Genomic DNA, 25,136 nt, shown 5'->3' with positions numbered 1-25,136 from the left:
CCCATGAGCACGGACGCACAGCAGCAGGCAGCGCAGGACTGGGACCGCTGGCACGAGGAGCGCACCGGCACGGTCTCGGCACCGTACGGACCGCTCTCCCTCACCGGCACGCACTGGCTCTCCGACTACCCGGAAGGCCGAATTCCGGCCATTCCCGGGCACTGGCGGGAGGACGGTGACGAGCTGGAGCTCACCGCCGGGGCCGCGGACGGGCTGACCGTGGACGGCAAGCCGTTCACCGGACAGGTCGGGCTCGGCGCCGACCGGGGTCCGATCGACGGGTCACGGGTCGCGCACGGGGAGCGGCGGCTGTTCGTGCTGAGCCGCGAAGGGCTCTGGGCCGTGCGCGACTTCGACCCGGGCTCGGCGGCGCGGCGGGCCTTCCGCGCCATCGAGGCCACGCCGTACGACCCGCGCTGGTCGCTGCCCGGCACCTTCCGCCCCTACGACACCTCCCGCACCGTCCGGGTCGAGAACGCCGACGGGGTCGAGCGCGGGCTCGGCCTCGGCGGGGAGATCGCCTTCGAGCTGGACGGTGCCGAGCACACGCTCCAGGTCGCCGTGGAGCAGGACGGCTCGCTCTGGGCGGTCTTCGCCGACGCCACCAGCGGGCACAGCAGCTACCGCTTCCGGTTCCTGCGGCCCGCCGCCCCGGCCGCCGACGGCAGCGTGACGGTCGACCTGAACCGTGCGCTGCTGCCGCCCTGTGCCTTCGCGGACCACTTCATCTGCCCCTTCCCGCCGCCCGGCAACACCCTCCCGTTCGCCGTCGAGGCGGGGGAGCGCAACCGGATCGACGGCTGAACCACCGCCTCCGATTTCTCCGCGTCCGGCCCCGGCATCCGTCATCCGCCGGGGCCGGACGCATGGGCGCGGCGGGTGGCCCCGGCGCGAAGCTCAGGCCAAGAGGCCCTCTTGCGCCGGAAGTTGACGCCTTGAATACTCCCGAGCAGCGCTTGTCAGGAGCACGGCAGGTTCGGAATGCGGACATCTCTGCCGTGCGGCTGACTGCGCCTCACGGGTCCGGCCACCCCACGGGCGGACCCTCAACCCCCCTCGGGAGGAATGACACGTGAGGATCAAGCGCACCACCCCCCTCAGCGGTACCGCGAGACGCAGCAGGGCCGTCGCCATTGCCGCAGGACTCGTAGCGGTCGCCGCGCTCGCCGCCCCCAGCGCACAGGCCAGCTCCACCGGAACGTACAGCGCGAACCAGCTCTCCGCCGCGAGCGACGCCGTCCTCGGCGCCGACGTGGCAGGCACCGCCTGGACCGTCGACCCCGCGACCAAGAAGGTCGTGGTCACGGCGGACAGCACGGTCTCCGCCGCGCAGATCCAGCAGATCAAGGACTCTGCCGGCAGCAACGCGGGCGCCCTCAAGATCGAACGCACCTCCGGACAGATCCGCAAGCTGATCTCCGGCGGTGACGCCGTCTACGGGCCCGGCTTCCGCTGCTCCCTGGGCTTCAACGTCCGCAGCGGCAGCACCTACTACTTCCTGACGGCCGGCCACTGCACCGAAGGCAGCCCGCCGTTCTACAGCAACTCGTCGAACTCGACGAGCATCGGACCCACGGTCGGAACCAGCTTCCCGAACAACGACTACGGCCTGGTGCGCTACGACAACGCCTCGATCTCCCACGAGGGCACCGTGGGCAGCGTCGACATCACCAGCGCGGCCAATGCCACGGTCGGCATGTCCGTCACCCGTCGGGGCTCCACCACCGGCATCCACAGCGGCACCGTCTCCGCGCTCAACGCCACGGTCAACTACGGCAACGGCGACGTCGTGTACGGCATGATCCAGACCAACGTGTGCGCGGAGCCCGGCGACTCGGGCGGTCCGCTCTACTCCGGCTCCAAGGCGATCGGCCTCACCTCGGGCGGCAGCGGCAACTGCTCCTCGGGCGGGACGACCTTCTTCCAGCCGGTCACCGAAGCGCTCAGCGCGTACGGCGTCAGCGTCTACTGACGGCCGGGCGGCCGGTTCCGTACGCCGGAACCGGCCGCCGCCTCGAAAGGGCAACTCGAACACGCCAGGGCGTGTTGTCGAACTGCCGTCGTTGCCCGAAGGGCGGCCGGGCGGCGTCAGGTGGGTGCTCTCGGTGTGCCGGCCCCAGGCCCCTGTACTGGACGTACCGGGGTCTGGGGCCGGTACGGCGAGAGTGCGTGCATGGCGTCGCGCGGCAGACGGCAGTTCGACGACACGCCCTGCCCCCGCCCGAATTCCGGGCGGGGGCTCCCGCTGACCCCGCGGCTTTTGAGAGGATGTGGCACAGGACGGTCGCGCAGGAACAACGGGGGCGGACGCTGTGCCTTCCCGGAGGGATGCCCTCCGGGAACCCCCGGCTCAGACCTCAGGGGGATCCAGGTCCGTGAATCGCATCGGAGTGACCGGCCACCGCAGCATTCCGCAGGAGGTGCACGCCCACGTGCTGGCCGCGATGGGTGCGGCGCTCAGCGCGTTCGACGGCTCGGTGGAGGCGCTGTCCAGCCTGGCCGTGGGGGCGGACCAGCTCTTCGCCGACCTCGCGCTCGCCCATGGCGCGGAACTGACCGCGGTCATCCCCAGCGGCGACTACGAGGCCTGCTTCGCGGACGGTGCCGAACTGGCCCGCTACCGGCACCTCAAGGCCCGTGCCGCGCGGGAGGTCCGGCTGGACTACCCGCACTCCACCGACGAGGCCTACTACGCGGCCGGCGCCTACATCGCGGACCACTGCGACCGGCTGCTCGCCGTCTGGGACGGGCTGCCCGCCCGCGGGCTCGGCGGCACGGGCGACATCGTCACCTACGCCCGCCGGCTCGGCCGCCCGGTCACGGTGATCTGGCGCGACGGGGTCGTACGCGCCTGACCGCGCCGGGCGGCCGTCCGGACCGTCACATCTGGTGCCGGGCCAGCCAGTCGGTGTGCTGCGGGGAGACGATGCGTTCGGTCTCGAACACCGCCCTCGGCCACTGCCGCTCGTTCAGCGTGGTCTCCATCGCTATCTGCATCGACTCGAGGTCCTTCTCCACCAGGGAGTGGGCCGAGATCAGCGGGTGATGGCGGCGCATCTCCGCCCAGGCCAGACAGGCCGCCGCGGCGGCGGACAGCACCCCGGTCAGCGCGAAGGACTGGCCCACGGAGAACGCCCTGAACAGGGCGAGGGCCAGAGCGAACGCCGTCAGCGTGGCAATGGTGGTCGACCAGACCACGGTGGCCCGGCGCGACACCTCCTGACGCCTGCGGTACCAACTGCGCTGTTCGATCAGCCGGTCCCGTACATATGTCTCCTTGCGTACGGTGAATGCCTTGTCCCGTAACGCGTGCATGGAATCGGTGATGAGTCCGCCGGAATCGGCGGTCCGGTCCCGGGGATCCGACCAGCCGACCTTGCGGAGCTCCTGCAGCCCCTCTTCGAGCCGATTGGCGAACACCGCCTCCGGGTGCTGGGTACCGGTGTCGAAAGGTGAGCCGTGCACGGAGTAACGCCAGCACATTGACTTGATGAACTCTGCCGCGGAGCGATTGAGTTGCCAATGCGACTTTGCTTTGCGCCGGGAGGTGAGGTAGGTCGCGATCAGGACACCCAGGTACGCCAACGCCGCCGCGCAGTCCGAGAGTTGGAGGGTGCCGGCGACCTCGGCGTGCCAGGGCAGTGCGGCCGGTACGGTGCCCCCCACCAGCAGTATCAGCTGCCATCGGGTGGTATTCACGGCCTCCCGCTGGCGCGCGACCGCAATGGCGTCCGTGTGGTGAAAGAGTTCGGGCAGATCAGCGTTCCTGAAGACCATGCTCTGCAGTGGTCCGGGAATCGCCGTCATGTTCACTCCCGTCTGCGGTTATGTTGTCACCCTGATGGCGGAATCTGTAGTTCCACTCGATCGGGGCAGGTCCCGTGCGACCGTCTGCCGCCAAGTAGCCTGCCTCGGTTGCCAACCGAGGCCATGAGAGTAAAGTCGTGCCGCCGGACACTGCAATGGTGCAGGTACCAACGCTGGTTTCCTGTCCGGAACCATTCCATTGGAACGAATCCCCTCAAGGACGGCCGTGAAGACCTCTGAATCCTCCCTCTCCTTCGCCGTTGCGAAGAAGAGCCGTGTGCCGCTCACCGCGATCGACGCGCGTGGTGGCGAAGCTGCCAGGAAGCTCGGCCGGGTGCATGTCGCGTCCGCCGGTCGCACCGTCCAGGCAGCCACCTTCAACTCCTCCCTCTGACCAATCCCTCCGACCCGCTGACACGGAACGCTCCACAAGCGCGGCCGGACTGCCGGATCACCCTTCCGGGCTGGCTAGACTGGTGGAATGACAGGACCCCTGGTCCCTTTCCGCGAAGTAGTCCTCAAGGTTCACAGCAGGTGTGATCTCGCCTGTGACCATTGCTATGTCTACGAACATGCCGATCAGAGCTGGCGAACCCGTCCGAAGACAATCTCTGATGAAGTCATTTTCCGGACTGCTCAGCGCCTGGCTGAGCATGCCAAGACACACGCACTGCCCTCCGTGTCAGTAATCCTGCACGGAGGGGAGCCTCTGCTCGCCGGCCCCGCACGGCTGCGCCGCATCTGCGAAGAGCTGACGTCCGCCTTCGACGGCATCGCCGCGCTCGATCTCCGGATCCACACCAACGGTCTCCAGCTCAGCCCGCGCTATCTCGACCTCTTCAGCGAGTACGACGTCAAGGTGGGCATCTCCCTCGACGGCGACCGCGCGGCCAACGACCGGCACCGCCGCTTCGCCGACGGCCGCAGCAGCCACCCTCTGGTGCTCAAGGCCGTCGAGCTGCTCCGCGAGGAGCGCTACCGCCACCTCAACCTCGGTCTCCTGTGCACGATCGACATCGAGAACGACCCGCGCGCGGTCCTCGACGCCCTCACCGAGCTGGAACCGCCGCACATCGACTTCCTGCTTCCCCACGCCACCTGGGACGACCCGCCGCCGCGTCCGGACGGATCGCCCACCGCCTACGCCGACTGGCTCCTCGCGGTCTTCGACCGCTGGCAGGAGCTCGGGCGGCCGGTGCCGGTGCGGATCTTCTCCTCCGTCCTGTCCACGCTGAACGGCGGGCCCAGCCTCACCGAGTCCCTCGGCCTGGCCCCCACGGATCTCGTCGTCGTGGAGACCGACGGAAGCCTGGAACAGGTCGACTCGCTCAAGAGCGCCTACGAAGGCGCGGCGGCCACCGGGTTCGACGTCTTCACGCACGCCTTCGACGAGGTCGCGGCGCATCCCGGGGTGCGGGCCAGACAGCTCGGCCTGGAGGGCGTCAGCGAGACGTGCCGCCGTTGCCCCGTCGTACGTTCGTGCGGTGGCGGCCTGTACACCCACCGCTACAGCTCCGCCGGGCCGGGCCAGGGGGAGCCGGGCGTGGGGGCGCGGGCGGAGGGGTTCGACAACCCGTCCGTGTACTGCCGGGATCTCGCCGCCCTGGTGCACGGCATCGAGGCCCGTACGCCCGCGGACTCGGCGGCGCCCGCGGTGTCGGACCCCGCCGAACTGCTCGCGGCCCAGGAGGACCTGACCCGGACCCTGCTGGCCCGCCTCCACGGGGACCTGGACGGCCGGGGCGGCGAGCGGTGGGCCGGGGCCTGGGAGCTGGCGGCCGCGCTGGACGGCTCCGAGCGGGGCGCGGGCGGCCTGGACCACGTGCTCGCCCACCCGTACACCCGCACCTGGCTGCTCGACGCGCTGGACGCCCTGCACGGGGAGCGGCCGGGAGCGGTCCGGGACGCGGCGGACGGCCTGCCGGCCCGCCTCGCGGCCGCCGTCGTGCGGGCGGGGCTCGACACCTGGGTGCCGGTGCCCTTCCGGGACGGCGGGCTGGTCCTGCCGACCCTGGGCCGGCTGGCCCTCGGTGGCCCGGGGGAGCACGGCACGGTCCGGGTGCGCGGCATCGAGGACGGCTTCCTGGTCGCCCGTGACGACGGATCGGGCGAGCGGCGGATCGGCTGGCCCGCACCGGCGGTCCCCGGCTGGCTTCCGGTGCGCGGGTACGCCCTGCCCGGAGGCGGACCGGGCTTCCTGATCGACGACCTCGACCCGTACCGCGACTGCTTCGACGCGCCCGCCGCGGCCACGCTCGACGCCCCCGCGGCGGACCGGCTGGCCGCCGCGCTCACCGAGGCCTGGGCGCTGATCGAGGAGCGGGCCCCCGGGTACGGGGCGCGGTCCGCCGCCGCCGTGCTGACGCTCACGCCGCTGACCGGCCCGGAGCCGGGCGAGCCGTCCGTCGGGCGGCACGGGTACGGCGCGCTGGGCATCGGGGCGGACGACGGGGCGCGGACGCTCGCGCTCGCGCTGGTGCGCGGAGTAAGGCGAGCCGGATTCCGGGCACTTGTGGACGTCACGGATCTTTACGCGGCGGACGGCTCCTGGGAACATCGAATGCCCTGGCGGGAAGAATTGGTTCCGTTTTCCCGGCTGCTGGCAGGCACGTACGAACGGCTGGCGCTCGCGGCATTCGACCCCAGGTACCGGGACGGCGTACCGCAGGCACTCGACACGCTGGAGGGAGCGGCCGAACTCACCATCGGCGGGAAACGACTGCTCGCTCTGATGCGAAAAGAATTCTGAATCTCGAATTCCGGTTCGACGAGGATCATGCGCGGAGTCCGGACAACTGGGAGGAACGGCCGCAGACCGAATTCGATCAAGAGTGTGATCGATAGGACCTGGGCATAGATGACTGAAAAGCGGCGTTGAATGACCGAACGCCATGGGGGTGGAGCAAGGTCCGCTCCGGAATGATGAATTCGCTCGCATTCTCTTCACTCCTCGGGTGCGGGTGCTCACACAGGACGGGGGTCGTGTGCACGCGACGACGCAGCAGCGAGCGGCGGACCATCGGCCGTACTTCTTCTTGAGCTACGCCCACACACCGGGGTACGGCGGTGGAACGGACCCCGATATGTGGGTCGAACGGCTTTTCCAGGATCTCTGCGGCCATGTGATGGCCATGACCGATCTGCCGGCCGGCGCGCCGGCCGGGTTCATCGACCGTGAGATACGTTCCGGCGAGGGCTGGTCGGAACGGCTCGGTGAGGTGCTCGCCAGCTGCCGGGTCTTCGTCCCGCTGTTCTCTCCGCGCTACTTCGCCAGCGAGATGTGCGGCAAGGAGTGGTACGCCTTCGCCCAGCGCGCCATTCACTACCGGGCCCGCTCCAACCAGTCGGCGGAGGCGATCGTCCCGGCGCTCTGGGTCCCGGTACCGCCCAGCCAGCTCCCCGGGCCGGCCGAGCGATTACAGTTCAACCACCGTGATTTCGGGGACCGTTACGTCAGTGACGGGCTGTACGGGCTGATCAAGCTCAGGCTCTTCGCCGAGGAGTACGAGCGCGCGGTGTACGAACTCGCCAAGCGCATCGTCAGCGTCGCCGACACGGTACGGATCGGTACCGGCCGCCCCGTGGACTACCGGCTGGCCCCCAGCGCCTTCGGCGCGCCGGGCGGCGGAGCCGGCGGCCCCCGCCCGATGCAGGTCACCATCGCCGCCGCCACCCGCCACGACCTGCCAGAGGGGCGCGACGCCGACTACTACGGCGACAACCCGCAGGACTGGAACCCCTACCACCCGGACGCCGCCCGCCCGCTGGCCTATGTGGCGGAGGACCTGGTGCGCTCCCTCAACTACCAGGCCACCATCACGTCCTTCGACGAGGAACCCAGCCACCCCGGCGGCAAACAGCCCCCGACCACACCCGAGATCCTGCTCGTCGACCGCTGGGCGCTCCAGGACGAGGACCGGTGCCGCAGGCTCGCCGCCTTCGACGCGGAGAACCGCCCCTGGGTGACGATGGTCGTGCCGTGGAACCGCGACGACCACCAGAGCAGGGCCGCGGAGGCCGAACTGACCGCGAAGCTGGAGCGGACCATGCCGACCAAGATGCGCCAGGGCCGGGCCTACTGCCGCGCCGCGGCCAAGGGCGTACCGAGCATGGAGGCCTTCGGCCAGATCCTGCCGCAGGTGGTCGAGGTGGCCGCCCAGCAGTACCTGAGACACGCGGCCGTCTACCTGCCCGCCACCGGCGGCGGAGGGCACAGCGAACGCACGCGGCTGATGGGACCCATGGCGCAGACCCAGTACATCCCCGAGACACATGACGCTGCGACGGATGCGGAGGACACGGATGACGGCCAGTCGTGACGGGCGCATCGTCACCTTCTACTCGTACAAGGGCGGCACCGGGCGCACCATGGCCCTGGCCAACACCGCCTGGATTCTCGCCGCCAACGGCAAACGGGTACTGGCCGTCGACTGGGACCTGGAGGCACCTGGCCTCCACCGGTTCTTCCACCCGTTCCTCGACCCCTCGACCCTCGGTGCCACCACCGGCGTCATCGACCTGATCACCGAGTACGCCTGGGCCGCCACCAGCCCGGTGCCGCGCGCCGACGACTGGCACCGGGACTACGCCCGGATCCAGCCGCACGCCGTCTCGCTCACTCCGGAGGCGCTCGGCTGGGAGTTCCCGCAGGGCGGAACGCTCGACTTCGTCTCCGCCGGACGGCAGAACCGCGAGTACTCCGCGACCGTCTCCACCTTCGACTGGGACAACTTCTACGACCGCCTCGGCGGCGGGCACTTCTTCGACGCCCTGCGCGACGACATGAAGGCCAACTACGACTACGTCCTCATCGACAGCCGCACCGGGCTCAGTGACATCGCGGACATCTGCACCGTCCACCTGCCCGACGCGCTCGTCGACTGCTTCACCCTCAGCGACCAGTCCATCGACGGCGCGGCCTCCGTCGCCCGGCAGATCTCCGAGCGGTACACCGGCCGCCCCATCTCCATCTTTCCCGTCCCGATGCGCATCGACGAGGGCGAGAAGGAGAAGGCGGACGCCGGACGGGCCCTGGCCCGGCTGAAGTTCGACCGGCTGCCGCGCGATCTGTCCGGCGACGAACTCACCGCCTACTGGGGCGCGGTGGAGATTCCGTACCGCCCCTACTACGCGTACGAGGAGACCCTGGCGACCTTCGGGGACGAGTCGGGGCTCAGCAACTCCCTGCTCTCCGCCTTCGAACGGCTCACCTCGGTCATCACCGACCAGCAGGTCACCGCGATGCCCCCGGTCGGCGAGGAGGTGCGGCTGCGCATCCGCGACGCGTTCACCCGGCGCCGTCCGGCCCTGCCCGCCGACCTCTTCCTCTGCTACGTGGCGGAGAACCGGATGTGGGCCGACTGGATCGAGTCCGCGCTCACCCGGGCCGGCTTCCGGGTCGTGCCGCGCGACGTGTCCGCGGAGCGGGGGCCGGAGGAACCGGCGGCCGTCACCGCGGAGACCGCGGCCCGTACTGTGGTGCTGCTCTCCAGCGCCTACCTCAAGTCGAGCCGCGCGGTGGGCATCTGGGACCGGGCCGTCGCCGAGGACCCGGGCGGCGGGCGGCGCCATCTGGTGCCGCTCAGGGTCGGTGACGTACGGCTGTCCGCGCCCTACATCGACCGCAACCCCGTCGACCTCTTCCGGCTCGACGAGGTGCACGCCACCGCCGCCCTGTTACGGGCCCTGGACCGGCCCGTGCAGATCACCGACGGGGTCTCGCCCGGACCGCGCTTCCCCGGCACCGTCCCGCGGATCTGGAACGCACCGCCGCGCAACCCCGGCTTCACCGGCCGCTCGCTGGTCCTGGAGCGGATGCGCGACCAGCTCGGCGGCGGGATGGCCGTCGTGCTGCCGCAGCCGCAGACGCTGTACGGTCTCGGCGGCGTCGGCAAGACCCAGGTCGCCCTGGAGTACGTCCACCGGTTCATGGCCGACTACGACCTGGTCTGGTGGATATCGTCGGAGCAGACCGACGACGTGGTCGCCGGTCTGGCCGAACTCGCCGTCCGGCTCGGTGCCCAGGGCGGCGACGACATGGCGGCCGCCTCCCAGGAAGCGGTCGACCTGCTGCGGCGCGGGGTGCCCTCGGACCGCTGGCTGCTGGTCTTCGACAACGCCGACGACCCCGAGCGGCTGCGGCGCTACTTCCCGCAGGGCGGCTCCGGGCACATCCTGGTCACCTCCCGCAACCAGGCCTGGTCCCAGCACGGTGACGCACTGCCCGTCGACGTCTTCCTGCGCGAGGAGTCCATCGAACACCTCCAGCGCCGGGCACCGGGGCTGAGCGACGAGGACGCCGCCCAGGTGGCCACCGCCGTGGGCGACCTGCCGCTGGCCGTCGAACAGGCGGCGGCGTGGATCGCGGAGACCGCCACCCCGATCGACGCCTATCTTGAACAGCTCGCCCAGCAGGCCCCGGAGGTCCTGGCGCTCAACCAGCCGGCCGGATACCCCGAGCCGGTCGCCGCGACCTGGAACATCTCCATCCAGCGGCTCAAGGAGCGCTCGCCCGCAGCGGTGCGGCTGCTCCAGCTCTGCGCCTTCTTCGCCCCGGAGCCGATCTCGGGGAACCTGCTGTACAGCAAGGAGATGATCGAGGCGCTGAAGCCGTACGACGCCTCGCTCCAGGAGAAGCTGGTGCTGGGCCGGGTGATCCGGGAGATCGGCCGGTTCGCCCTCGCCAAGGTCGACCAGGTCTCCAACTCCATCCAGGTGCACCGGCTTGTCCAGGCCGTCATCCGGGCGCAGCTCACAGAGGAGGAGCAGCGGGACGCCCGGCACGCCGTCCACCGCATCCTGGCGGGCGCCCGGCCCGATGACGACGAGCCGATCGACAACCCGGCCAACTGGCCCCAGTTCTCGACGATATGGCCGCACCTCGGCCCGTCCGACGCGCGCAACTGCCAGGAGCCCGAGGCCCGCAGGCTGCTGATCGACCGGGTGCGCTACCTCTGGAAGCGCGGTGACTTCAGGACGGCCACCACGCTCTGCGAGGAGCTGCGCGACATCTGGCGCGAGACGCTGGGGGAGCGGGACATCCAGTACCTGTACCTCTGCTTCCACCTGTCCAACATCTACCGCTCGCGGGGCCGCTACGTGGAGGCCAGGGAGCTCGACGAGATCACCCTGGCGACCCAGCGGGAGGTGCTGGGTCCGGAGCATCCGCACACCTACATGAGCACCAGCAGCCTGGCGACCGACCTCGGGACGCTCGGGGAGTACACCCGGGCGATCGAGCTGGCGACCGAGGCGACCGAGGGGTTCAACCAGATCTTCCACGACTCGCACCCCAGGGCCCTGGCCGCGGCCAACAACCTGGCGTTCACCCTGCGGTCCATCGGCCAGTACGCCAAGGCCCGCGAGATCGACCAGGACGTCTTCGACCGGCGTCGCGAGGTGCTCGGCGAGGAGCACCCGTACAGCCTCTCCTCCGCCATGAGCCTGGCCCGTGACCTGCGTGACGTCGGCCGGTACGAGGACTCGGTGGGTCTGCTGAGCCGTACGTACGACAGCTACAAGGCGACGCTCGGCCGGTCCTTCCCCGGAACGCTCAGCGCGGCGAAGGCACTGGCCGTGTCGCTGCGGCGGGCCGGGCGGCTGGACGACGCCCGGCGGCTCACGGTGGCGACCAGGGCCCGGTACCGGGCCAAGTACACCTCCGCCAACCCGGAGTGGCTGGCCTGCGACCTCAATATGGCGGCCGACCTGTACGCGGCCGGAGAGGCGGACGAGGCCAGGAACACCGCCCGGGAGGTCGTCGACCAGTACATGAAGGTGCCGGGCGAGAAGCATCCGTACACCCTGGCCGCCCTGAACAACCTGGGCGTCTACCTGCTGGGGTCCGGCGCCGCGGAGGAGTCGGAGCAGGTGCTGACCCGGGTGGTCGCCTCGATGCGCGAGGTGTACGGGCCCGAGCACCCCAACACGCTGTTCAGCGTGATGAACCTGGCCAACACCACCGCGGAGCGGGGTGATCTGGACCTGGTGCTGACGACCGAGCGGCGGCTGGCCGGGCAGTTCCGGCTGGCTCTGGGGGCGCATCACCCGGAGACGCTGAGCATGAAGTCGAACATGGCGGTGACGCTGGACGCCATGGGGCGCCATGAGGAAGCGCTCCAGGTCAGGGCGGAGACGGTCGAGGAGCTGTCCCGGCAGCTCGGCGACGAACATCCGCTCACCCGGATCGCCCGGGACGAGCGCCGGTTCCAGCGCGAACTGGAACCGCTCGCGGTATGACGGAGCGGGAGCGTCCGGCCGTCGCCGGACGCTCCCGCCCCGCCGCTCGGCTCACCGCTCGGCCGTGTCCAGCAGCCAGGTGAGGATCCGGGGGAGCGCGTGCAGCGCGTCGAAATGCGCTGCCGCCGGTTCCACCACGACGGTGGCGCCCGGGATGCGGCTCGCCAGCCAGCGGGTGTGCCCGACCGGTGAGAAGACGTCCTTCTCGCCGTGCCACAGCAGCACCGGACCGGTGATGTCGGCCGGATCGAACCCCCAGGGACGGCTGAACGCGAGCGCGTCGTCGATCCAGCCGTACGCCGAAGTGCGCAGCCCCTCGCGGTAGTTGCGCAGCAGCATGGTGCGCACACCGACGTCGTTGACCACCATCCGGTCGGAGTCGGTCAGCTCCCGGCGCAGATCGTCGATGAGCCGGACCGGGTCGCGTCTGATCACCGCGGACCGTGAGATGAAGGACTCCGCGAGCCCGTCCGGATCGTCGGCCGCCGTGGTGTACGCCGCCACGTTGGAGGCGGCCATCCCCTCGAACCAGTCGAGGCCGGCGGCGTCCCAGGGGGCCAGGCCCACCAGGGCCGCGGTACGCGTGACCCGCTCGGGCATCAGCGCGGCGCAGGCCAGGGCGTGCGAGGCCCCGCCGGACCGGCCGACGACGGCGAACCGGTCGAGCCCGATGTGGTCCGCGATGGCCCGGACATCCTCCACCGCGTCGGCGACGCAGCGGCCCGCCTGCCGGTCGGAGTCGCCGTACCCCGGCCGGTCGTAGGTGATCAGCTGGGTCTTGCGCTGGTACAGCACCATGCCGCGCGGAGCCGGACCGAGCCTGCTGCCGGGCATTCCGTGCAGCAGGAAGACCGGTCTGCCACGGGGATCCCCCAGACGCTCCACCACCAGTTGCCGTCCGTCGGTTGCGCGCACGCGACTGCGCACTCCGCGCCTCCTTGTGTCCGTGCGGGCACGACGTGCCCGACTGCCCCGCTTTGATTCGATGATGGACCATCAAGGCGCATATGGGGACTGCGCGTTGAACGAATACAGGGCGCGCGGAGGGGGCGCGCGGGCCGGGCGACCGCCGGACGCGTCGAGATCCGGACGCGCGGGGGTGAGTACCGGACAGTAGGGGGTGACCGCCGGTACGTGAACACGATGAGACCGAAGGGGTGTTGTCGTGTGTGCGTCCTGAGGTCGGCCTTGTGTGCTATCCGCTCCGTCGGAATAGTGGGCGCCTCATCCTCCGCGTACGGGCGACCCCACATCACCCGTGCGCGGCCCCCACAGGAGGTCGAAGTTGAAGCATCGACGCATATCCAGGAAGCGGGCAGTGCTGGCGGGTTCGGCGGTGGTCGCCCTGGTCGCAGCGGGAGCGACGTTCCAGAGCGCGAACGCCAGTGAAGGGACGCCGGAGGTCACCGCACGGACGCTGACGGCCGACGCGGCAGGCAAGCTGGCGACCGGTCTTGGCAAGGATCTGGGCGGCGACGCGGCCGGCTCGTACTACGACGCCAAGTCGAAGAACCTCGTGATGAACGTGGTCGACCGGGCGGCCGCGGACCAGGTCGAGCAGGCGGGCGGCCGGGCCAGAGTCGTACCGAACTCGCTCGCGGAGCTGAAGTCGGCCCGGCAGACCCTGGCCGGCAAGGCGGCGATCCGCGGCACCTCGTGGGCCGTCGACCCGGTCAGCAACAAGGTCGTCGTCACAGCCGACCGTACGGTCAAGGGCGCGGCCCTGGACAAGCTCAGCTCGGTGGTCGAGTCGCTGGGCGGCAAGGCCCAGCTCAAGAAGTCCGCCGGGGAGTTCAAGCCCCTCATCGCGGGCGGCGACGCGATCTGGGGCGACGGCGCCCGCTGCTCGCTCGGCTTCAACGTGGTCAAGGACGGCGAACCGTACTTCCTGACCGCCGGGCACTGCACGGAGGCGATCTCCAGCTGGTCGGACTCGCAGGGCGGCGGGGAGATCGGCACCAACGCGGCGTCGGAGTTCCCGGACAACGACTTCGGCCTGGTGAAGTACACCTCGGACACCGCGCACCCGAGCGAGGTCGACCTGTACAACGGCTCCACCCAGCCGATCACCAAGGCGGGCGAGGCGACCGTCGGGATGACGGTGTCGCGCAGCGGTTCCACCACCCAGGTGCACGACGGCGAGGTGACGGGGCTGGACGCCACCGTCAACTACGGCAACGGTGACATCGTCAACGGGCTGATCCAGACGACGGTCTGCGCCGAGCCCGGCGACAGCGGCGGCTCGCTCTTCGCCGGTGACACGGCGATCGGCCTGACCTCGGGCGGCAGCGGCGACTGCTCCTCGGGCGGCGAGACGTTCTTCCAGCCGGTGCCGGAGGCGCTGGCGGCCACCGGGGCGGAGATCGGCTGACCCTCCCGCACGCGACAGTGGTGAACGGCCCCCGGCGATGCCGGGGGCCGTTTCCGCTACTTCACGCGCCGTGCCGCCAGGCGTTCGAGGAGCGTCGCGCGGTGACTGTCGTCGGCGGCCAGACCGATCGCGGTCCAGGCCATGGCCAGTCCGCCGTCCAGGACCGCCCGGTCGGCGCCGGGGCCGGTCCCGTACGCGGTGAAGTCGGGGTTGTGCATGATGGCGTCGCCGCAGTCGTACCCGATCATGGGGTGGATGGTCGGCACCAGGTGGGAGACGTTGCCCATGTCGGTCGAGCCGGACCGCATCCCCGGCTTGTCCTGGATGGTGCGGCCGAGGTCGCGGGCGACGTCCCGGTAGATGCCCGCCATCGCCAGGTCCTGTCGCAGGTCGGCGTAGTCGTTGCCGACCGACTCAAGGCTCAGCTCGGCTCCGGTGGCTAGTGCCCCGGCCTCGAAGCAGGCCCGGATGCGGGCCTGGAGCGCGGTGAGGTCCTCGATCGTCTCGGCCCGGCAGTCGTAGTCGGCCGTGGTGCGGCCCGGAATGACGTTGGGGGCCTCGCCGCCCGAGGTCACGATGCCGTGGACGATGCCGCCGGGCGCCATCTGCTGGCGGTAGGCGCTGATGGCGACCTGGGCGATCATCATCGCGTCGGCGGCGTTGACGCCGCGGTGCGGCATGGCCGCGGCGTGTGCGGTGCGCCCGGTGTAGGCGACCTTCCAGCTGCTGATGGCCAGGGACGCCATGCCCACGGCGTCCTGCGGCGCGGCGTGGACCATCATCGCGGCGGCGACATCGTCGAACAGGCCGGCGCGCAGCATGTCGGCCTTGCCGCCGCCGTACTCCTCCGCGGGGGTGCCGAGGAGCTTCACGGTCACGCCGAGCTCGTCCGCGAGGGGCGCGAGGGCCAGCGCGGCGGCGGTGGCGGAGGCGCCGTTGACGTTGTGGCCGCAGGCGTGGCCGATGCCGGGCAGGGCGTCGTACTCGGCGCAGATGCCGATCACGAGCTCCCCGGAACCGGCGGTCGCCGTGAACGCCGTCGGCAGGTCCGCGACGCCGCGGGTCACGTCGAAGCCGCCTCGCTCCAGTTCGTCGGCGATCTTGCGGGCGGACTTGTGCTCCTCGTAGGCGAGTTCGGGTTCGGCGTGCAGGCTGTGGCTCAGCGCGGTCATCCGGTCCCGGGAGGAGGACAGGGCGGTGCGGCTGCGCTCACGCAGAGCGGACGTGTTCATGCGGTTCTCCAGTAGGGGGCGTGGCGGGTACGGGTACGGGTCAGTGCTTGGCGGGCGACCGGCGCAGGAAGAGGGCGATCACCGCGCCCAGCAGGGAGACGCCGATGCACACGGTCCAGCTGGTGGTGTACGCGCCGAGGCGCGGCAGCGGGCTGCCTGCGGGCGTGGCCTTCGCGGAGATGGCCAGGACGGCGGCCGCGCCCAGCGATCCGCCCACGTTGATCAGCAGCTCGTTGATTCCGGATCCCACCGATGTCTGGTCGTGCGGGACCAGTTCGACGGCGAGCGTGCGGGTCGACTGCTGGAGGAATCCGCAGCCCGCCCCGGAGACCAGCGTCGTCACGAGGAAGGGCCAGAGCGACTGGTGGGTGAGGAGCGCCCCGGCGTAGCCGGCGGCCATCAGGAGTGATCCCGCCACCAGCGTGAGCCGGTCTCCGAACCGGCCCGCCAGCGCCGGAGCGGTGAGCGAACCGGCCGCCACCGCCCCCATGTACGGGAGCATCGCGAAGGCGGTGCGCAGCGGTGTCAGCCCCAGGCCGTAGCCGAGGGCCGATTCCGGGGTGCTCAGGAAGACGGGGTTCGCCACCTGAAGGCCGATCATGCAGAAGGAGAACGTGAGGGCGATCAGGGAGATCACGACGACGTCCCCGTGCGCGAAGAGCCGCACGTCGATCATGGGCTCGTCGGACCGCAGCTCGATCCGGGCGAACAGGGCTGTGAGCACGACTCCGCCGGCCAGGCAGCCCAGTGTCGCGGCGGAGTTCCAGGCCCATCCCGGCGTGCCGCCCTTGCCGAGTCCCAGCATGATCGCGACCAGTCCCGCGGACAGTACGACGCCGCCGAGCCAGTCCACCGAGCCGCCGGGGCGGTGGTCGCTCTCGGGCAGCAGCGGCCAGGTCACGATCAGCGCGACACCCACGCCCACGGCCGGTACCCACAGGGCCGCGGTCGGCTGTGCCACGTACTGGGCGATGAGTCCACTGGCCAGCAGACCGACCGCGAGGCCGCCGACCAGGGCGGCGACCATGAGGCTGATGCCCCGCCTGCTCTCACCGTCGCTGGTGCGGTTGCGCAGGATTCCGACGAGGAGGGGGAAGAAGCCGGCGAACGCGCCCTGGAGCACCTGGCCGACCAGCAGCATCCTGAACGAGGTGCTCATCCCGACGATCAGCGAACCGGTCAGCACGATCGCCAGGGTCCAGCGCAGGATGCGCCGGTGGCCGTAGAGGTCGCCCATGCGCGAGAGCACCGGGGTGAAGGCGACGCTGGCCAGCAGATTGCAGATGCTGAGCCAGTTGAGGTCGGCCGCCGTCACATGCAGGGTGCCCGTCAGCCTCTGGAGCAGGGGCGACAGGAACCCCTGCGTGACGCCGCTGGACAGTTCGACCAGGGCGACCGAGGCGATCACCGCCACCGGTGGTGTGGGGCGGAGCGCGGCGGCCGGCGTGGACGGCGCGGCGGCGCGAGTATCAGTCATACGTGGTGATCCGTTCTGATGACCGGCGGAGCAGACGGAAGCGGCGGAATGCGCACTGCAATGTCGTCCACGACCCGAATTCGGGGCAACAAGGTGCCGAACACTCGGCTGATACGGGCATGGCAGACTCATGAACGGCGAAATCCGGCCACGGACGGAGGCGACATGGCGGATACGGCAGGGACCCCTCACAGGTCCCGGTACTCCTTCGACGACGTGGACCGGGCGATCCTGCGCGTCCTGGGCCGCGAGCCCCGCGCGGCCCTGTCCGACGTGGGCGAACGCGTCGGAGTGCATGAGCGCACGGTCGCCCGCCGGCTCGACCGGATGACCGGCACGGGCCTCGTCCGGTTCATCGCAGCCCTGGTTCCGGAGTACCTGGGCGAAGGCATCACGGCCGAACTCGCCATCGGCTGCGCGCCCGGCCATCTGGGCAGCCTCGCCACGGCGCTGGCGAGGCGCCCCGACATCCGGGCCGTCGAGGTCGCCACCGGGGAACCGCAGGTCTTCGCGGAGATCCAGGCCCAGGACCAGGGCGGGCTGCTCGCCGCGGTCGACGAGGGGATCGGCGCCCTCGACGGGGTGCGCGGCGTCCACATCTCCGTGGTCCTCGACCTGTTCCTCACCGCCAACGACTGGGCCCCGCACGATCCCGAACCCACCTTGGTACGGCGCGCGGTCAGCGAGGGCCATCCCCTGCCGTCCGCGCCCGCGCTCGACGCGCTGGACCGCACGCTCGTCGCCCTGTTGGAGCGGGACGCGCGTATGCCGCTGACCCGGCTGGCCCGCGAGCTGAGTGTCGGGGAGACCACGGCCCGCCGGCGGCTGGCCCGGCTGATGGCGTCCCACGCCCTGCACCTGCGCCTGCTCGCCGAGCCCGCGGTGCTCGGCTACCCGGTCGAGGCCCGCTTCCGGCTCGCCGTGCGGCCCGGGGCGATCGGCGAGGCCGTGCGCAGCCTCGCGCGGGAGCCCTCGGTGCGGCACCTGGTGCGGACCACCGGGCGCGACAACATCCTCGGCTACACGAGCCATGCCTCCATGGACCGGTTCAGGGCCTTCGAACCGCGCGTCCTCGCCGGGCTCTCCGGCGTCCTCTCCGCGGAGACGTCCCTGCTCCTGCACACGTACAAGCGGGCCGGGGCCACCGCACGGATGTGAGGACGGACGTGCGGGGGAGACGGTGACGGGACGCGGCCCGGGCGGGTGAGCGGCCGTCCGGGGCGCATAGTTTTGCGGGAACGATTCGCCCGCCGGGGTCGACGGGGGACCCGCGCCCGAGCCTGTCCCGCGCTTCCGGTTCATGGGTTCCGGAGTGCCCGGTCCGGGGTGGAGATCACTTCGTTCAGTGTTTAACGGCTGTTGTGGCGTGGGTTATTGGCCACCCGCGTGCCGGATGATCCCATCGCCTTCTCCCAATCGGGTGGCCCTTCAGCGCTCAGGTATAGGGCAGCGTGTCGGAAGGAAAAGAGTCGGTAAAGCCCGGTACATCTATGCAGGTACGCGCAAAGGCGATCGAGAACGGTCGAGAACGTCCTGTGTGTGCATGCCGTCGCCGTGCGCCGCTCCTGTCGGCCGAGTGCGAGGCCTTACGGATCCCCGCCACCGATCCCCGCCATCGATCCCCGCCACTGATTCCTGTCACTGATTCCTGTCACTGGTTTCTGTGGCAGACCCGTCGGACCCGACTCCGTGTCGGGCGCGGGATCACCCCGTCATCGGCCGGTTCACGGCCGCACGCAAGGAGAGAGACATGCGCTACGGAAGCGCGCTGCGCCAGCAGATCCACACGCCCGGAACCACTCCGCTCGTCGGCATCTACGACATGTACTCGGCATCGGTGGCCGCCCGCCACTACGACGGCTTCTTCGTGTCAGGGTTCGGCTTCGCAGCCTCCTACTACGGGCTGCCGGACATCGGCTTCATCGCGTGGCCGGACATGGTCGCGTTCGTCGAACGGCTCCGGCACGCCTTCCCGTCCCACCACCTGCTGGTCGACATCGACGACGGATACGTGGACCCGGAAGTGGCGTGCCATGTGGTGCGGCAACTGGAGCGCAGCGGTGCGTCCGGAGTGATTCTGGAGGACCAGAAGCGTCCGCGCCGATGCGGCCACGCGGACGGCAAGACGGTGCTGCCCCTGGAGGAGTACCTGGAGAAACTGAACCTCGTCCTGGAGAACCGGGGGGACCTCGTGGTTGTGGCCCGCACGGACGCCACGGAGGAGGAGGACATCCTGCGCCGCGCCCAGGCGCTCGCGGAGACCGACGCCGATGTGGTGCTGGTCGACGGGGTGCGGGACGTCGAGTGGATCCGCCGGATCCGGAAGGTCATCAACGACAAGCCGCTGCTCTTCAACCAGATCGCGGGCGGCAAGTCGCCGAGGCTCTCGCTCTCCGAACTCACCGACCTGGAATGCCAGGTGGCCATCTACAGCACGCCGTGTCTGTTCGCCGCGCACACCGCCATCGACACCGCGCTCAGCGAGTTGAGGGAAGCCGACGGGCGGCTCCCGGAGTTCTCGCCGGGCTCATCGGTGGGGGTACGGGCCTCCACCGAACTGCTGGAGAGGAACATCAGCCGGCACCACCCGGCCGAACCCCGCCTCGTCACCGCCTGAGGCGGACCCGGGAGCAGCGGGCCCGGCCGGTGAGGGCGGACCGGCCGGCCCGCGTGGCAGACGTTCAACACGTCCAACACGTCCAACAGGTTCGGCACGTTCGGCACGTTCGGTACGACAGTCACGGACAACACATCAGGGAAGCGGGAACAGCATGACGGGATTCACCGTGCCCAGAGCGCGAGCCACCCTGGCGGTCCTCGCCGGTGTGCTGTGCGCGGCGCAGTTCGCGGAAGGCGCCGCGTGGGCCGACGCCCCCGACGGAGGCATGGAGACGAGACACGGCCCCTCGTTGATCACCATCGACAACTCCAACGCCGACTCCTGGCTGGAGATCGACAGAACGCTCAACGTGCTCGGCCCGCTGAGCAAGGGGACGGCGGGCAGTGACCACGACGGGGGCGGCGGTGCCATCGAACAGCACGTCACGGGCCCTTCGGACGCCAGGCTCCAGGCCGCCCCGGTGGAGCAGGGCGAGCGGGACGAACCGGACGACCGGGAGACGGGAGCGGCAGCGGGCGGCGACGACCCCGAGGGCGACGCCGACCGGGCCACCACGGGTTGACCGCTAAGCGAGACTTGAGCCGCCGCTCGCCGTCCCCGTCCCCGTCCCCGTTCCAGTTCCTGTCCCCGTTCCTGGTCCCGTGAGCCGGGTGTCGTCCGCCGCCTCCGGCTTCTTCCGCATCGCCATCAGCAGGGTGACGACCGTGCCGACCACCGCCCACGCGGACAGCACCAGCAGCGGGCCGGTCACCGCGTTGCCCCGGAAGTACGCGATCGAGCGCGCCACCCAGGTGCCGGCCCCCGGTGGCAGTGCGGGGCCGATCGCCCGCCAGAAGTCCGGGAGCATCGGGAGCGGGAAGGCGCCGCCCGCGCTCGGGTTGCCCGCGATCACCACGAGCAGGACGGCCAGGCCGATGCCGACGATGCCGGTGAGCGCCTCCAGGGCGAGCGTGATCATGCCGACCGAGAAGACGGTCAGCGCGCCCAGGCCGGACAGCCCCCAGAAGGATCCGGGCAGGGCTCCCAGGATCGGGCCGATGATGATCGCGCCGCCGATTCCGCCCGCGATCGAGTACAGCGCCATGACCCCGGTCCGGATCACCGCGCGCTGACGGTTGGCGGGGCGGGTCCCGGCGCTGATCGCCAGGATCGACGCGCAGAGGTACCCGCCGACGCACCAGCCCACCACCAGGTAGAAGGACGAGAGCCCGTCGAAGTCGTCGTCCGAGGCCGGGGCCACGTCCACGGAGCGGACCGTGCGCCGCTGGGTGAGGTCGACCTTCGTGATGATCTTCGTCAGCGAGTCGGCCAGCACGGTGCCCCCGCCGGAGGCGACCAGCACGGTGTCGGTGGTGCCCCGGGGGCTGACGATCAGGGCACCGTCGATGTCGCGGTCGAGGATCTGCCGGCGGGCGGTGGCCGCGTCGCTGACCGTGCGGGGATCCAGCGGGCCGCCGGGGAGGTCCTTCAGCTCGGTGAGGAGCCGGGCGGAGATCTGCTGGGGTGCGACGACCCCGAAGGGGACGTCCGTCGGCTTCGGCTTGTGCAGCGCTCCGACATAGGACGCGATGAATAGCAGTTGCAGCGCCAGTACGCCGATGACGAGCAGCGCGGCCCGCGGAGTGATGGCGTTCTTCACCTCATCAGCGAAAGTCATGCCCCCACCGTCCTGCGTGCCCGTCGTCCACGCAGTCGGGGCCGGGCCGAATGGCTGACCTCGCGGGTCTCCGGAGTTCCCCTCATTATCTAATCGAATGAATGTGCGAACATGGGGTTAGGGTACTTCTCTCGATCGGGGTGAATCGGGATGACACGGACAACGCAAAGGGGGGCCATGAGTAGCAGGAGGTGTGTATGTCGTTTACGCACCTCCGTGCGGCGAGCGGTTACTCGCTGCGGTACGGAGCCAGCCACCCGCACGCACTCGCCGAGCGGGCTGCCGAGCGTGGCCTCGACGCCCTGGCGCTGACCGACCGGGACTCCCTGGCGGGCGCGGTGCGCTTCGCGAAGGCGTGTGCGGGGGCCGGGATCCGGCCGCTGTTCGGCGTCGACCTGGCGGTGCCCGGCGTACCGGCGACCGGACCGGCGTCGGCGAAGAGGCAGCGGGCCACCCCCTCCCGGGGCGGTGCGTTCGTGACGGAGGCGCCGCAGCGCGCGGTATTCCTGGCCCGGACCGCACGCGGCTGGGCCGAGCTGTGCCGTCTGGTGTCGGCCGCGTCGGACCGGGGCGTCACCTGGGAGGACCTGTCCTGCCCGGACGACGAGCTGTTCGTCCTCCTCGGGGCGGACTCCGAGGTGGGGCAGGCGCTGGCGTCGGGGCGCCCGGACCGGGCCGCCGTACTGCTCGGCCCCTGGCGCGAACGGTTCGGCGGGTCGTTGCGCATCGAGGCGTCCTGGCACGGGCGGCCCGGCACCGGGCCGGGATCGCTGCGGCTGGCCGCGCGCATGGCGGGCTTCGCCGCCGAGCAGCAGCTGGTCCCCGTACTGAGCAACGCCGTGCGCTACGCCGACCCGGACCGGGGCGAGGTCGCCGACATCCTGGACTCCGCCCGCCTGCTGGTGCCGATCGACGCCCGTGACGCGTCCCGGCTCGACAGCGGGCAGCGGTGGCTGAAGGACGCCGGGGAGATGGAGCGGATCGCCGGGCGGATCGCGGAGGCCGTGGGCGGCCGGGGCGGGGACGCGCGGCGGCTGCTCACCGCGACGGAGGAGACGGCCGAGGCGTGCGCGGTCGATCCCGGTGACGCGTTCGGGCTCGGCCGGCTGAACCTTCCGGAGCCCGAACTCGTGGGCGCGAGCGCCGAGTCGGCGGACCGGGTGCTCGCGGACCGGTGTGCGGCGGGCATGCTGAGCCGGGCCTACCACCGGGAAGGGGAGCGCTGGGACCGGCTGGAGAACGAGTTGCGGATCATCGCCGGGCACGGCTTCGCCGGGTACTTCCTGACCGTCGCGGAGGTCGCGGCGCAGGCCCGTCGGCTCGGTGTCCGGGTGGCCGCGCGCGGCTCCGGCGTGGGCTCGCTGGTCACGCATCTGCTGGGGATCAGCCCGGTCGACCCGGTGGCGCACGGCCTGGTGATGGAGCGCTTCCTGTCCGAGCACCGCTCGGCCCTGCCCGATATCGACCTGGACGTCGAGTCCGCCCGCCGCCTGGAGATCTACCAGGCGGTGCGGGAGCGGTTCGGGGGCGACCGGGTGGCGACGCTCGCCGTCTACAAGACGTACCGGGCGCGCGGGGCGATCGAGGTCGTGGCCCGCGCCCGCGGCATGGCACCGGACGAGGCGGCCCGGCTCGGCAAGGCGTTCCCGCACATCCGGGCCAAGGACGTGCGGGCCGCGCTCGCCGAGCTGCCGGAGCTGCGCGAGGTCGCCGCGGAGGACCACGGCCGGCTCTGGGAGCTGGTGGAGGCGCTCGACGAGCTGCCGTTCGAGGCGGCGATGCACCCGTGCGGGCTGCTCGTCTCCGACGCGGCGCTGGTACGGCGCACCCCGCTGGCGCCGACCACCGTCGAGAACATCGCCATGTCCCAGTTCGACAAGGAGGACATCGAGGACACCGGACACCCGAAGATCGACGTCATCGGCGTACGGATGCAGTCGGCGCTCGCGCACGCGGCCGCCGAGATCGAACGCGTCACCGGCGAACCCGTCGACCTGGACGATCCCGCACAGGTGCCGCCGGACGACCCCGCCACGTACGACCTGATCTCCTCCGGGGACACCCTGGGCACCTTCCAGCTGGAGAGTCCGGGCCAGCGGGAGCTGGTACGGAACCTGCGGCCGCGCTCGTTCGGGGACCTGGCGCTCGACATCAGCCTGTTCCGGCCCGGACCGGTCGCGGCGAACATGGTGGAGCCGCTGATCAGCGCCCGCGAGGGCCGGAACGTGACCCGTTACGCGCACCGCGACCTGGAGGCGATCCTGGCCGAGACCGAGGGGCAGGTGGTCTACCACGAGCAGGTCATCGCGATCATGGTGGCGATGACCGGCTGCGACCGGGGCATGGCGGACGAGGCCCGCCGCGCCCTGTCCGCTCCCGAGCGGGCGGGCCGGGTCAGGGCCTGGTTCGCCGATCGGGCCCGCGGGCGCGGCTACTCGGTCCAGGTCGTACGGGACGTGTGGAAGACCCTGGAGAACTTCGGCAGCTTCGGTTTCGCCAAGGCGCACGCCGCGGCCTTCGCGCAGCCCGCCTACCAGTCGAGCTGGCTCAAGGCCCACCGGATGGCGGCCCTGCTCGCGGGGCTGCTCACGCACGACCCGGGGATGTACCACAAGCGGGTCCTGGCCGCCGACGCCCGGCGTCACGGGGTGCCGCTGCTGCTGCCCGACGTCAACCGGTCCCAGGCCGCACACATAATCGAACTGGTGTCTGGTAAGTGGGGGGTGCGGATCGGCCTCTCGCAGGTGCGCGGCATCACGGAGGCCGAGAGCGGGCGCATCGCGGCCGGGCAGCCGTACACCTCGGTCGAGGACTTCTGGGAGCGTGCCCGGCCCAGCCGCCCGCTGGCCGAACGGCTGGCCAAGGTCGGCGCGTTGAGCGCGTTCGGGCCCCGCCGCGAGCTGCTGCTGACCCTCGCCGAGCTGCACCGCTCGCGGCGCGGCACGGGGGGATCCGCCGCCGGTCAGCTCCCCATGGCGGACGCGGGGAGCGCGGAGAGCGCGGAGGGGGTGAACGGCTCGGCGGGCGCGGGGAACACCTGCGCCGGGCCGGACGACGGTGGAGCGGCTACCGCTGCCGACGCCGTCAGTACCACGGGCCTGCCCGCCATGAACGCGTCCGAACAGCTCGCCGCCGAGCTCGACGTACTCGGCATGGACATCTCCCACCACCTCCTCGACGAGCACCGCTCCCTGCTCGCCGACATCGGGGCGACCCCCGCCGCCGATCTGCCGGGCCTCCGGCACGGCACCACCGTGCTCGTCGCCGGTGTCAAGGTCGCCACCCAGACCCCGCCGATCCGCTCCGGCAAGCGCGTCATCTTCGCCACCCTGGACGACCCCACCGGCCTGTCCGACCTGGCGTTCTTCGAGGACAGCCACGGGCGTTGCGCCCACACGGTGTTCCACAGCGGTCTGCTGCTCGTACGCGGCACCCTCGCCCGCCGTCCGCCGCGCGCCTTCAGCATCACCGGCACCGCCGCCTGGAACCTGGCCGAGCTGATCGACCTGTACCGCGAGGGCGGCCCCGCCGCCGTCGCCGACCGCCTCACCCGTCCCGAGCCCACCCCGCGCGGCGCCGGGCCGCGCCGCACCCTCACCCAGCCGAACGGCTACGCCCTGCACCCCTGGGCCGACCTCCAGCCGCCCGGCACCCCCGCCTCCGCCACCCTGCCCGCCCTCGACGCGCTCGACGGACGGTCCTTCCACCACGCGAGCCCCGGAAGCGCGGGGTGA

Annotated in this window: 17 protein-coding genes; 12 read left to right on the top strand and 5 right to left on the bottom strand. The window is 71.1% G+C overall.

Annotated elements, in window-relative coordinates; translation table 11 throughout:
• Window positions 1–3: 3 nt before the first annotated feature.
• The 3 genes from OG892_RS07395 (at window position 4) to OG892_RS07385 (ending at window position 2,855) form a co-directional block, all read left to right on the top strand.
• Window positions 4–804 (top strand): DUF1684 domain-containing protein, encoded by an 801-nt coding sequence (locus tag OG892_RS07395; protein WP_371628735.1) that lies wholly within the window; start codon window positions 4–6, stop codon window positions 802–804.
• Between the two features lie 268 nt (window positions 805–1,072).
• Window positions 1,073–1,972 carry a S1 family peptidase gene (locus OG892_RS07390; protein ID WP_371628734.1) on the top strand — a complete coding sequence of 300 codons (900 nt, stop codon included), beginning with the start codon at window positions 1,073–1,075 and terminating at the stop codon, window positions 1,970–1,972.
• A gap of 403 nt (window positions 1,973–2,375) precedes the next feature.
• Complete coding sequence (locus tag OG892_RS07385; protein ID WP_371628733.1) at window positions 2,376–2,855, top strand: hypothetical protein; 480 nt, start codon at window positions 2,376–2,378, stop codon at window positions 2,853–2,855.
• A 25-nt stretch (window positions 2,856–2,880) separates the two neighbouring features.
• Here OG892_RS07385 and OG892_RS07380 read toward each other — a convergent pair whose 3' ends face one another.
• Window positions 2,881–3,777, bottom strand: coding sequence for a DUF4231 domain-containing protein (locus OG892_RS07380; protein WP_073739376.1), 897 nt, complete (start codon window positions 3,775–3,777; stop codon window positions 2,881–2,883).
• A 256-nt stretch (window positions 3,778–4,033) separates the two neighbouring features.
• Between OG892_RS07380 and fxsA the strand changes: the two genes are divergently transcribed.
• The 4 genes from fxsA to fxsT all read left to right on the top strand — a co-directional run bounded on the left by fxsA (window position 4,034) and on the right by fxsT (window position 12,045).
• Window positions 4,034–4,201, top strand: a complete 168-nt coding sequence (gene fxsA, locus OG892_RS07375; protein WP_073739314.1) for an FxSxx-COOH cyclophane-containing RiPP peptide — start codon at window positions 4,034–4,036, stop codon at window positions 4,199–4,201.
• A gap of 87 nt (window positions 4,202–4,288) precedes the next feature.
• Window positions 4,289–6,556, top strand: coding sequence for a radical SAM/SPASM protein FxsB, inactivated metallohydrolase extension form (gene fxsB / locus OG892_RS07370; RefSeq protein ID WP_371628732.1), 2,268 nt, complete (start codon window positions 4,289–4,291; stop codon window positions 6,554–6,556).
• Window positions 6,557–6,767: 211 nt separating this feature from the next.
• Window positions 6,768–8,126, top strand: coding sequence for an FxsC protein (gene fsxC, locus OG892_RS07365; RefSeq protein ID WP_242436909.1), 1,359 nt, complete (start codon window positions 6,768–6,770; stop codon window positions 8,124–8,126).
• On the top strand, window positions 8,110–12,045 hold the full coding sequence (gene fxsT, locus OG892_RS07360) for an FxSxx-COOH system tetratricopeptide repeat protein (RefSeq protein ID WP_371628731.1): 3,936 nt from the start codon (window positions 8,110–8,112) through the stop codon (window positions 12,043–12,045). The genes fsxC and fxsT overlap by 17 nt, the downstream gene beginning before the upstream one ends.
• 51 nt (window positions 12,046–12,096) lie before the next feature.
• On the opposite strand, the gene OG892_RS07355 is transcribed toward fxsT, so the two are convergent.
• Window positions 12,097–12,972 carry an alpha/beta fold hydrolase gene (locus OG892_RS07355; protein ID WP_073739317.1) on the bottom strand — a complete coding sequence of 292 codons (876 nt, stop codon included), beginning with the start codon at window positions 12,970–12,972 and terminating at the stop codon, window positions 12,097–12,099.
• Window positions 12,973–13,330: 358 nt separating this feature from the next.
• On the opposite strand from OG892_RS07355, the gene OG892_RS07350 reads away from it, so the two are divergent.
• Entirely contained in the window at window positions 13,331–14,416 is a 1,086-nt protein-coding gene (locus tag OG892_RS07350; RefSeq protein ID WP_328867583.1) for a S1 family peptidase, read from the top strand.
• A 56-nt stretch (window positions 14,417–14,472) separates the two neighbouring features.
• On the opposite strand, the gene OG892_RS07345 is transcribed toward OG892_RS07350, so the two are convergent.
• Together OG892_RS07345 and OG892_RS07340 are read right to left on the bottom strand one after the other, a co-directional pair.
• Window positions 14,473–15,648, bottom strand: coding sequence for a M20 family metallopeptidase (locus OG892_RS07345; protein ID WP_328867584.1), 1,176 nt, complete (start codon window positions 15,646–15,648; stop codon window positions 14,473–14,475).
• A gap of 40 nt (window positions 15,649–15,688) precedes the next feature.
• A complete protein-coding gene (locus OG892_RS07340; RefSeq protein ID WP_158072270.1) occupies window positions 15,689–17,125 on the bottom strand; it encodes an MFS transporter in 1,437 nt (478 codons plus the stop codon).
• Window positions 17,126–17,290: 165 nt separating this feature from the next.
• On the opposite strand from OG892_RS07340, the gene OG892_RS07335 reads away from it, so the two are divergent.
• From OG892_RS07335 to OG892_RS07325, 3 genes are all read left to right on the top strand, one after another.
• On the top strand, window positions 17,291–18,283 hold the full coding sequence (locus OG892_RS07335; RefSeq protein ID WP_371628730.1) for an Lrp/AsnC family transcriptional regulator: 993 nt from the start codon (window positions 17,291–17,293) through the stop codon (window positions 18,281–18,283).
• Window positions 18,284–18,875: 592 nt separating this feature from the next.
• Window positions 18,876–19,742: an oxaloacetate decarboxylase gene (locus OG892_RS07330; RefSeq protein ID WP_073739322.1), complete on the top strand. Its 867-nt coding sequence runs from the start codon at window positions 18,876–18,878 to the stop codon at window positions 19,740–19,742.
• A gap of 154 nt (window positions 19,743–19,896) precedes the next feature.
• Window positions 19,897–20,307 (top strand): hypothetical protein, encoded by a 411-nt coding sequence (locus OG892_RS07325; protein WP_073739323.1) that lies wholly within the window; start codon window positions 19,897–19,899, stop codon window positions 20,305–20,307.
• 3 nt (window positions 20,308–20,310) lie between these two features.
• Here the strand turns inward: OG892_RS07325 and OG892_RS07320 are convergent, their stop codons facing one another.
• Window positions 20,311–21,402 carry a DUF3533 domain-containing protein gene (locus tag OG892_RS07320; protein WP_371628729.1) on the bottom strand — a complete coding sequence of 364 codons (1,092 nt, stop codon included), beginning with the start codon at window positions 21,400–21,402 and terminating at the stop codon, window positions 20,311–20,313.
• 197 nt (window positions 21,403–21,599) lie between these two features.
• Between OG892_RS07320 and OG892_RS07315 the strand changes: the two genes are divergently transcribed.
• On the top strand, window positions 21,600–25,136 hold the full coding sequence (locus tag OG892_RS07315) for a DNA polymerase III subunit alpha (RefSeq protein ID WP_371628728.1): 3,537 nt from the start codon (window positions 21,600–21,602) through the stop codon (window positions 25,134–25,136).

This window comes from Streptomyces sp. NBC_00341 (assembly GCF_041435055.1).
Classification (GTDB): domain Bacteria; phylum Actinomycetota; class Actinomycetes; order Streptomycetales; family Streptomycetaceae; genus Streptomyces.
This window is presented reverse-complemented; position numbering and strand designations above follow the sequence as displayed.

What these genes read in the sequence shown, in the direction of transcription:
- OG892_RS07395 (WP_371628735.1), top strand. Translation starts at nt 4, where the DNA reads ATGAGCACGGACGCACAGCAGCAGGCAGCGCAGGACTGGGACCGCTGG.
- OG892_RS07380 (WP_073739376.1), bottom strand. Translation starts at nt 3,777, where the DNA reads ATGGTCTTCAGGAACGCTGATCTGCCCGAACTCTTTCACCACACGGAC.
- fxsB (WP_371628732.1), top strand. Translation starts at nt 4,289, where the DNA reads ATGACAGGACCCCTGGTCCCTTTCCGCGAAGTAGTCCTCAAGGTTCAC.
- fxsT (WP_371628731.1), top strand. Translation starts at nt 8,110, where the DNA reads ATGACGGCCAGTCGTGACGGGCGCATCGTCACCTTCTACTCGTACAAG.
- OG892_RS07345 (WP_328867584.1), bottom strand. Translation starts at nt 15,648, where the DNA reads ATGAACACGTCCGCTCTGCGTGAGCGCAGCCGCACCGCCCTGTCCTCC.
- OG892_RS07340 (WP_158072270.1), bottom strand. Translation starts at nt 17,125, where the DNA reads ATGACTGATACTCGCGCCGCCGCGCCGTCCACGCCGGCCGCCGCGCTC.
- OG892_RS07335 (WP_371628730.1), top strand. Translation starts at nt 17,291, where the DNA reads ATGGCGGATACGGCAGGGACCCCTCACAGGTCCCGGTACTCCTTCGAC.
- OG892_RS07330 (WP_073739322.1), top strand. Translation starts at nt 18,876, where the DNA reads ATGCGCTACGGAAGCGCGCTGCGCCAGCAGATCCACACGCCCGGAACC.
- OG892_RS07325 (WP_073739323.1), top strand. Translation starts at nt 19,897, where the DNA reads ATGACGGGATTCACCGTGCCCAGAGCGCGAGCCACCCTGGCGGTCCTC.
- OG892_RS07320 (WP_371628729.1), bottom strand. Translation starts at nt 21,402, where the DNA reads ATGACTTTCGCTGATGAGGTGAAGAACGCCATCACTCCGCGGGCCGCG.
- OG892_RS07315 (WP_371628728.1), top strand. Translation starts at nt 21,600, where the DNA reads ATGTCGTTTACGCACCTCCGTGCGGCGAGCGGTTACTCGCTGCGGTAC.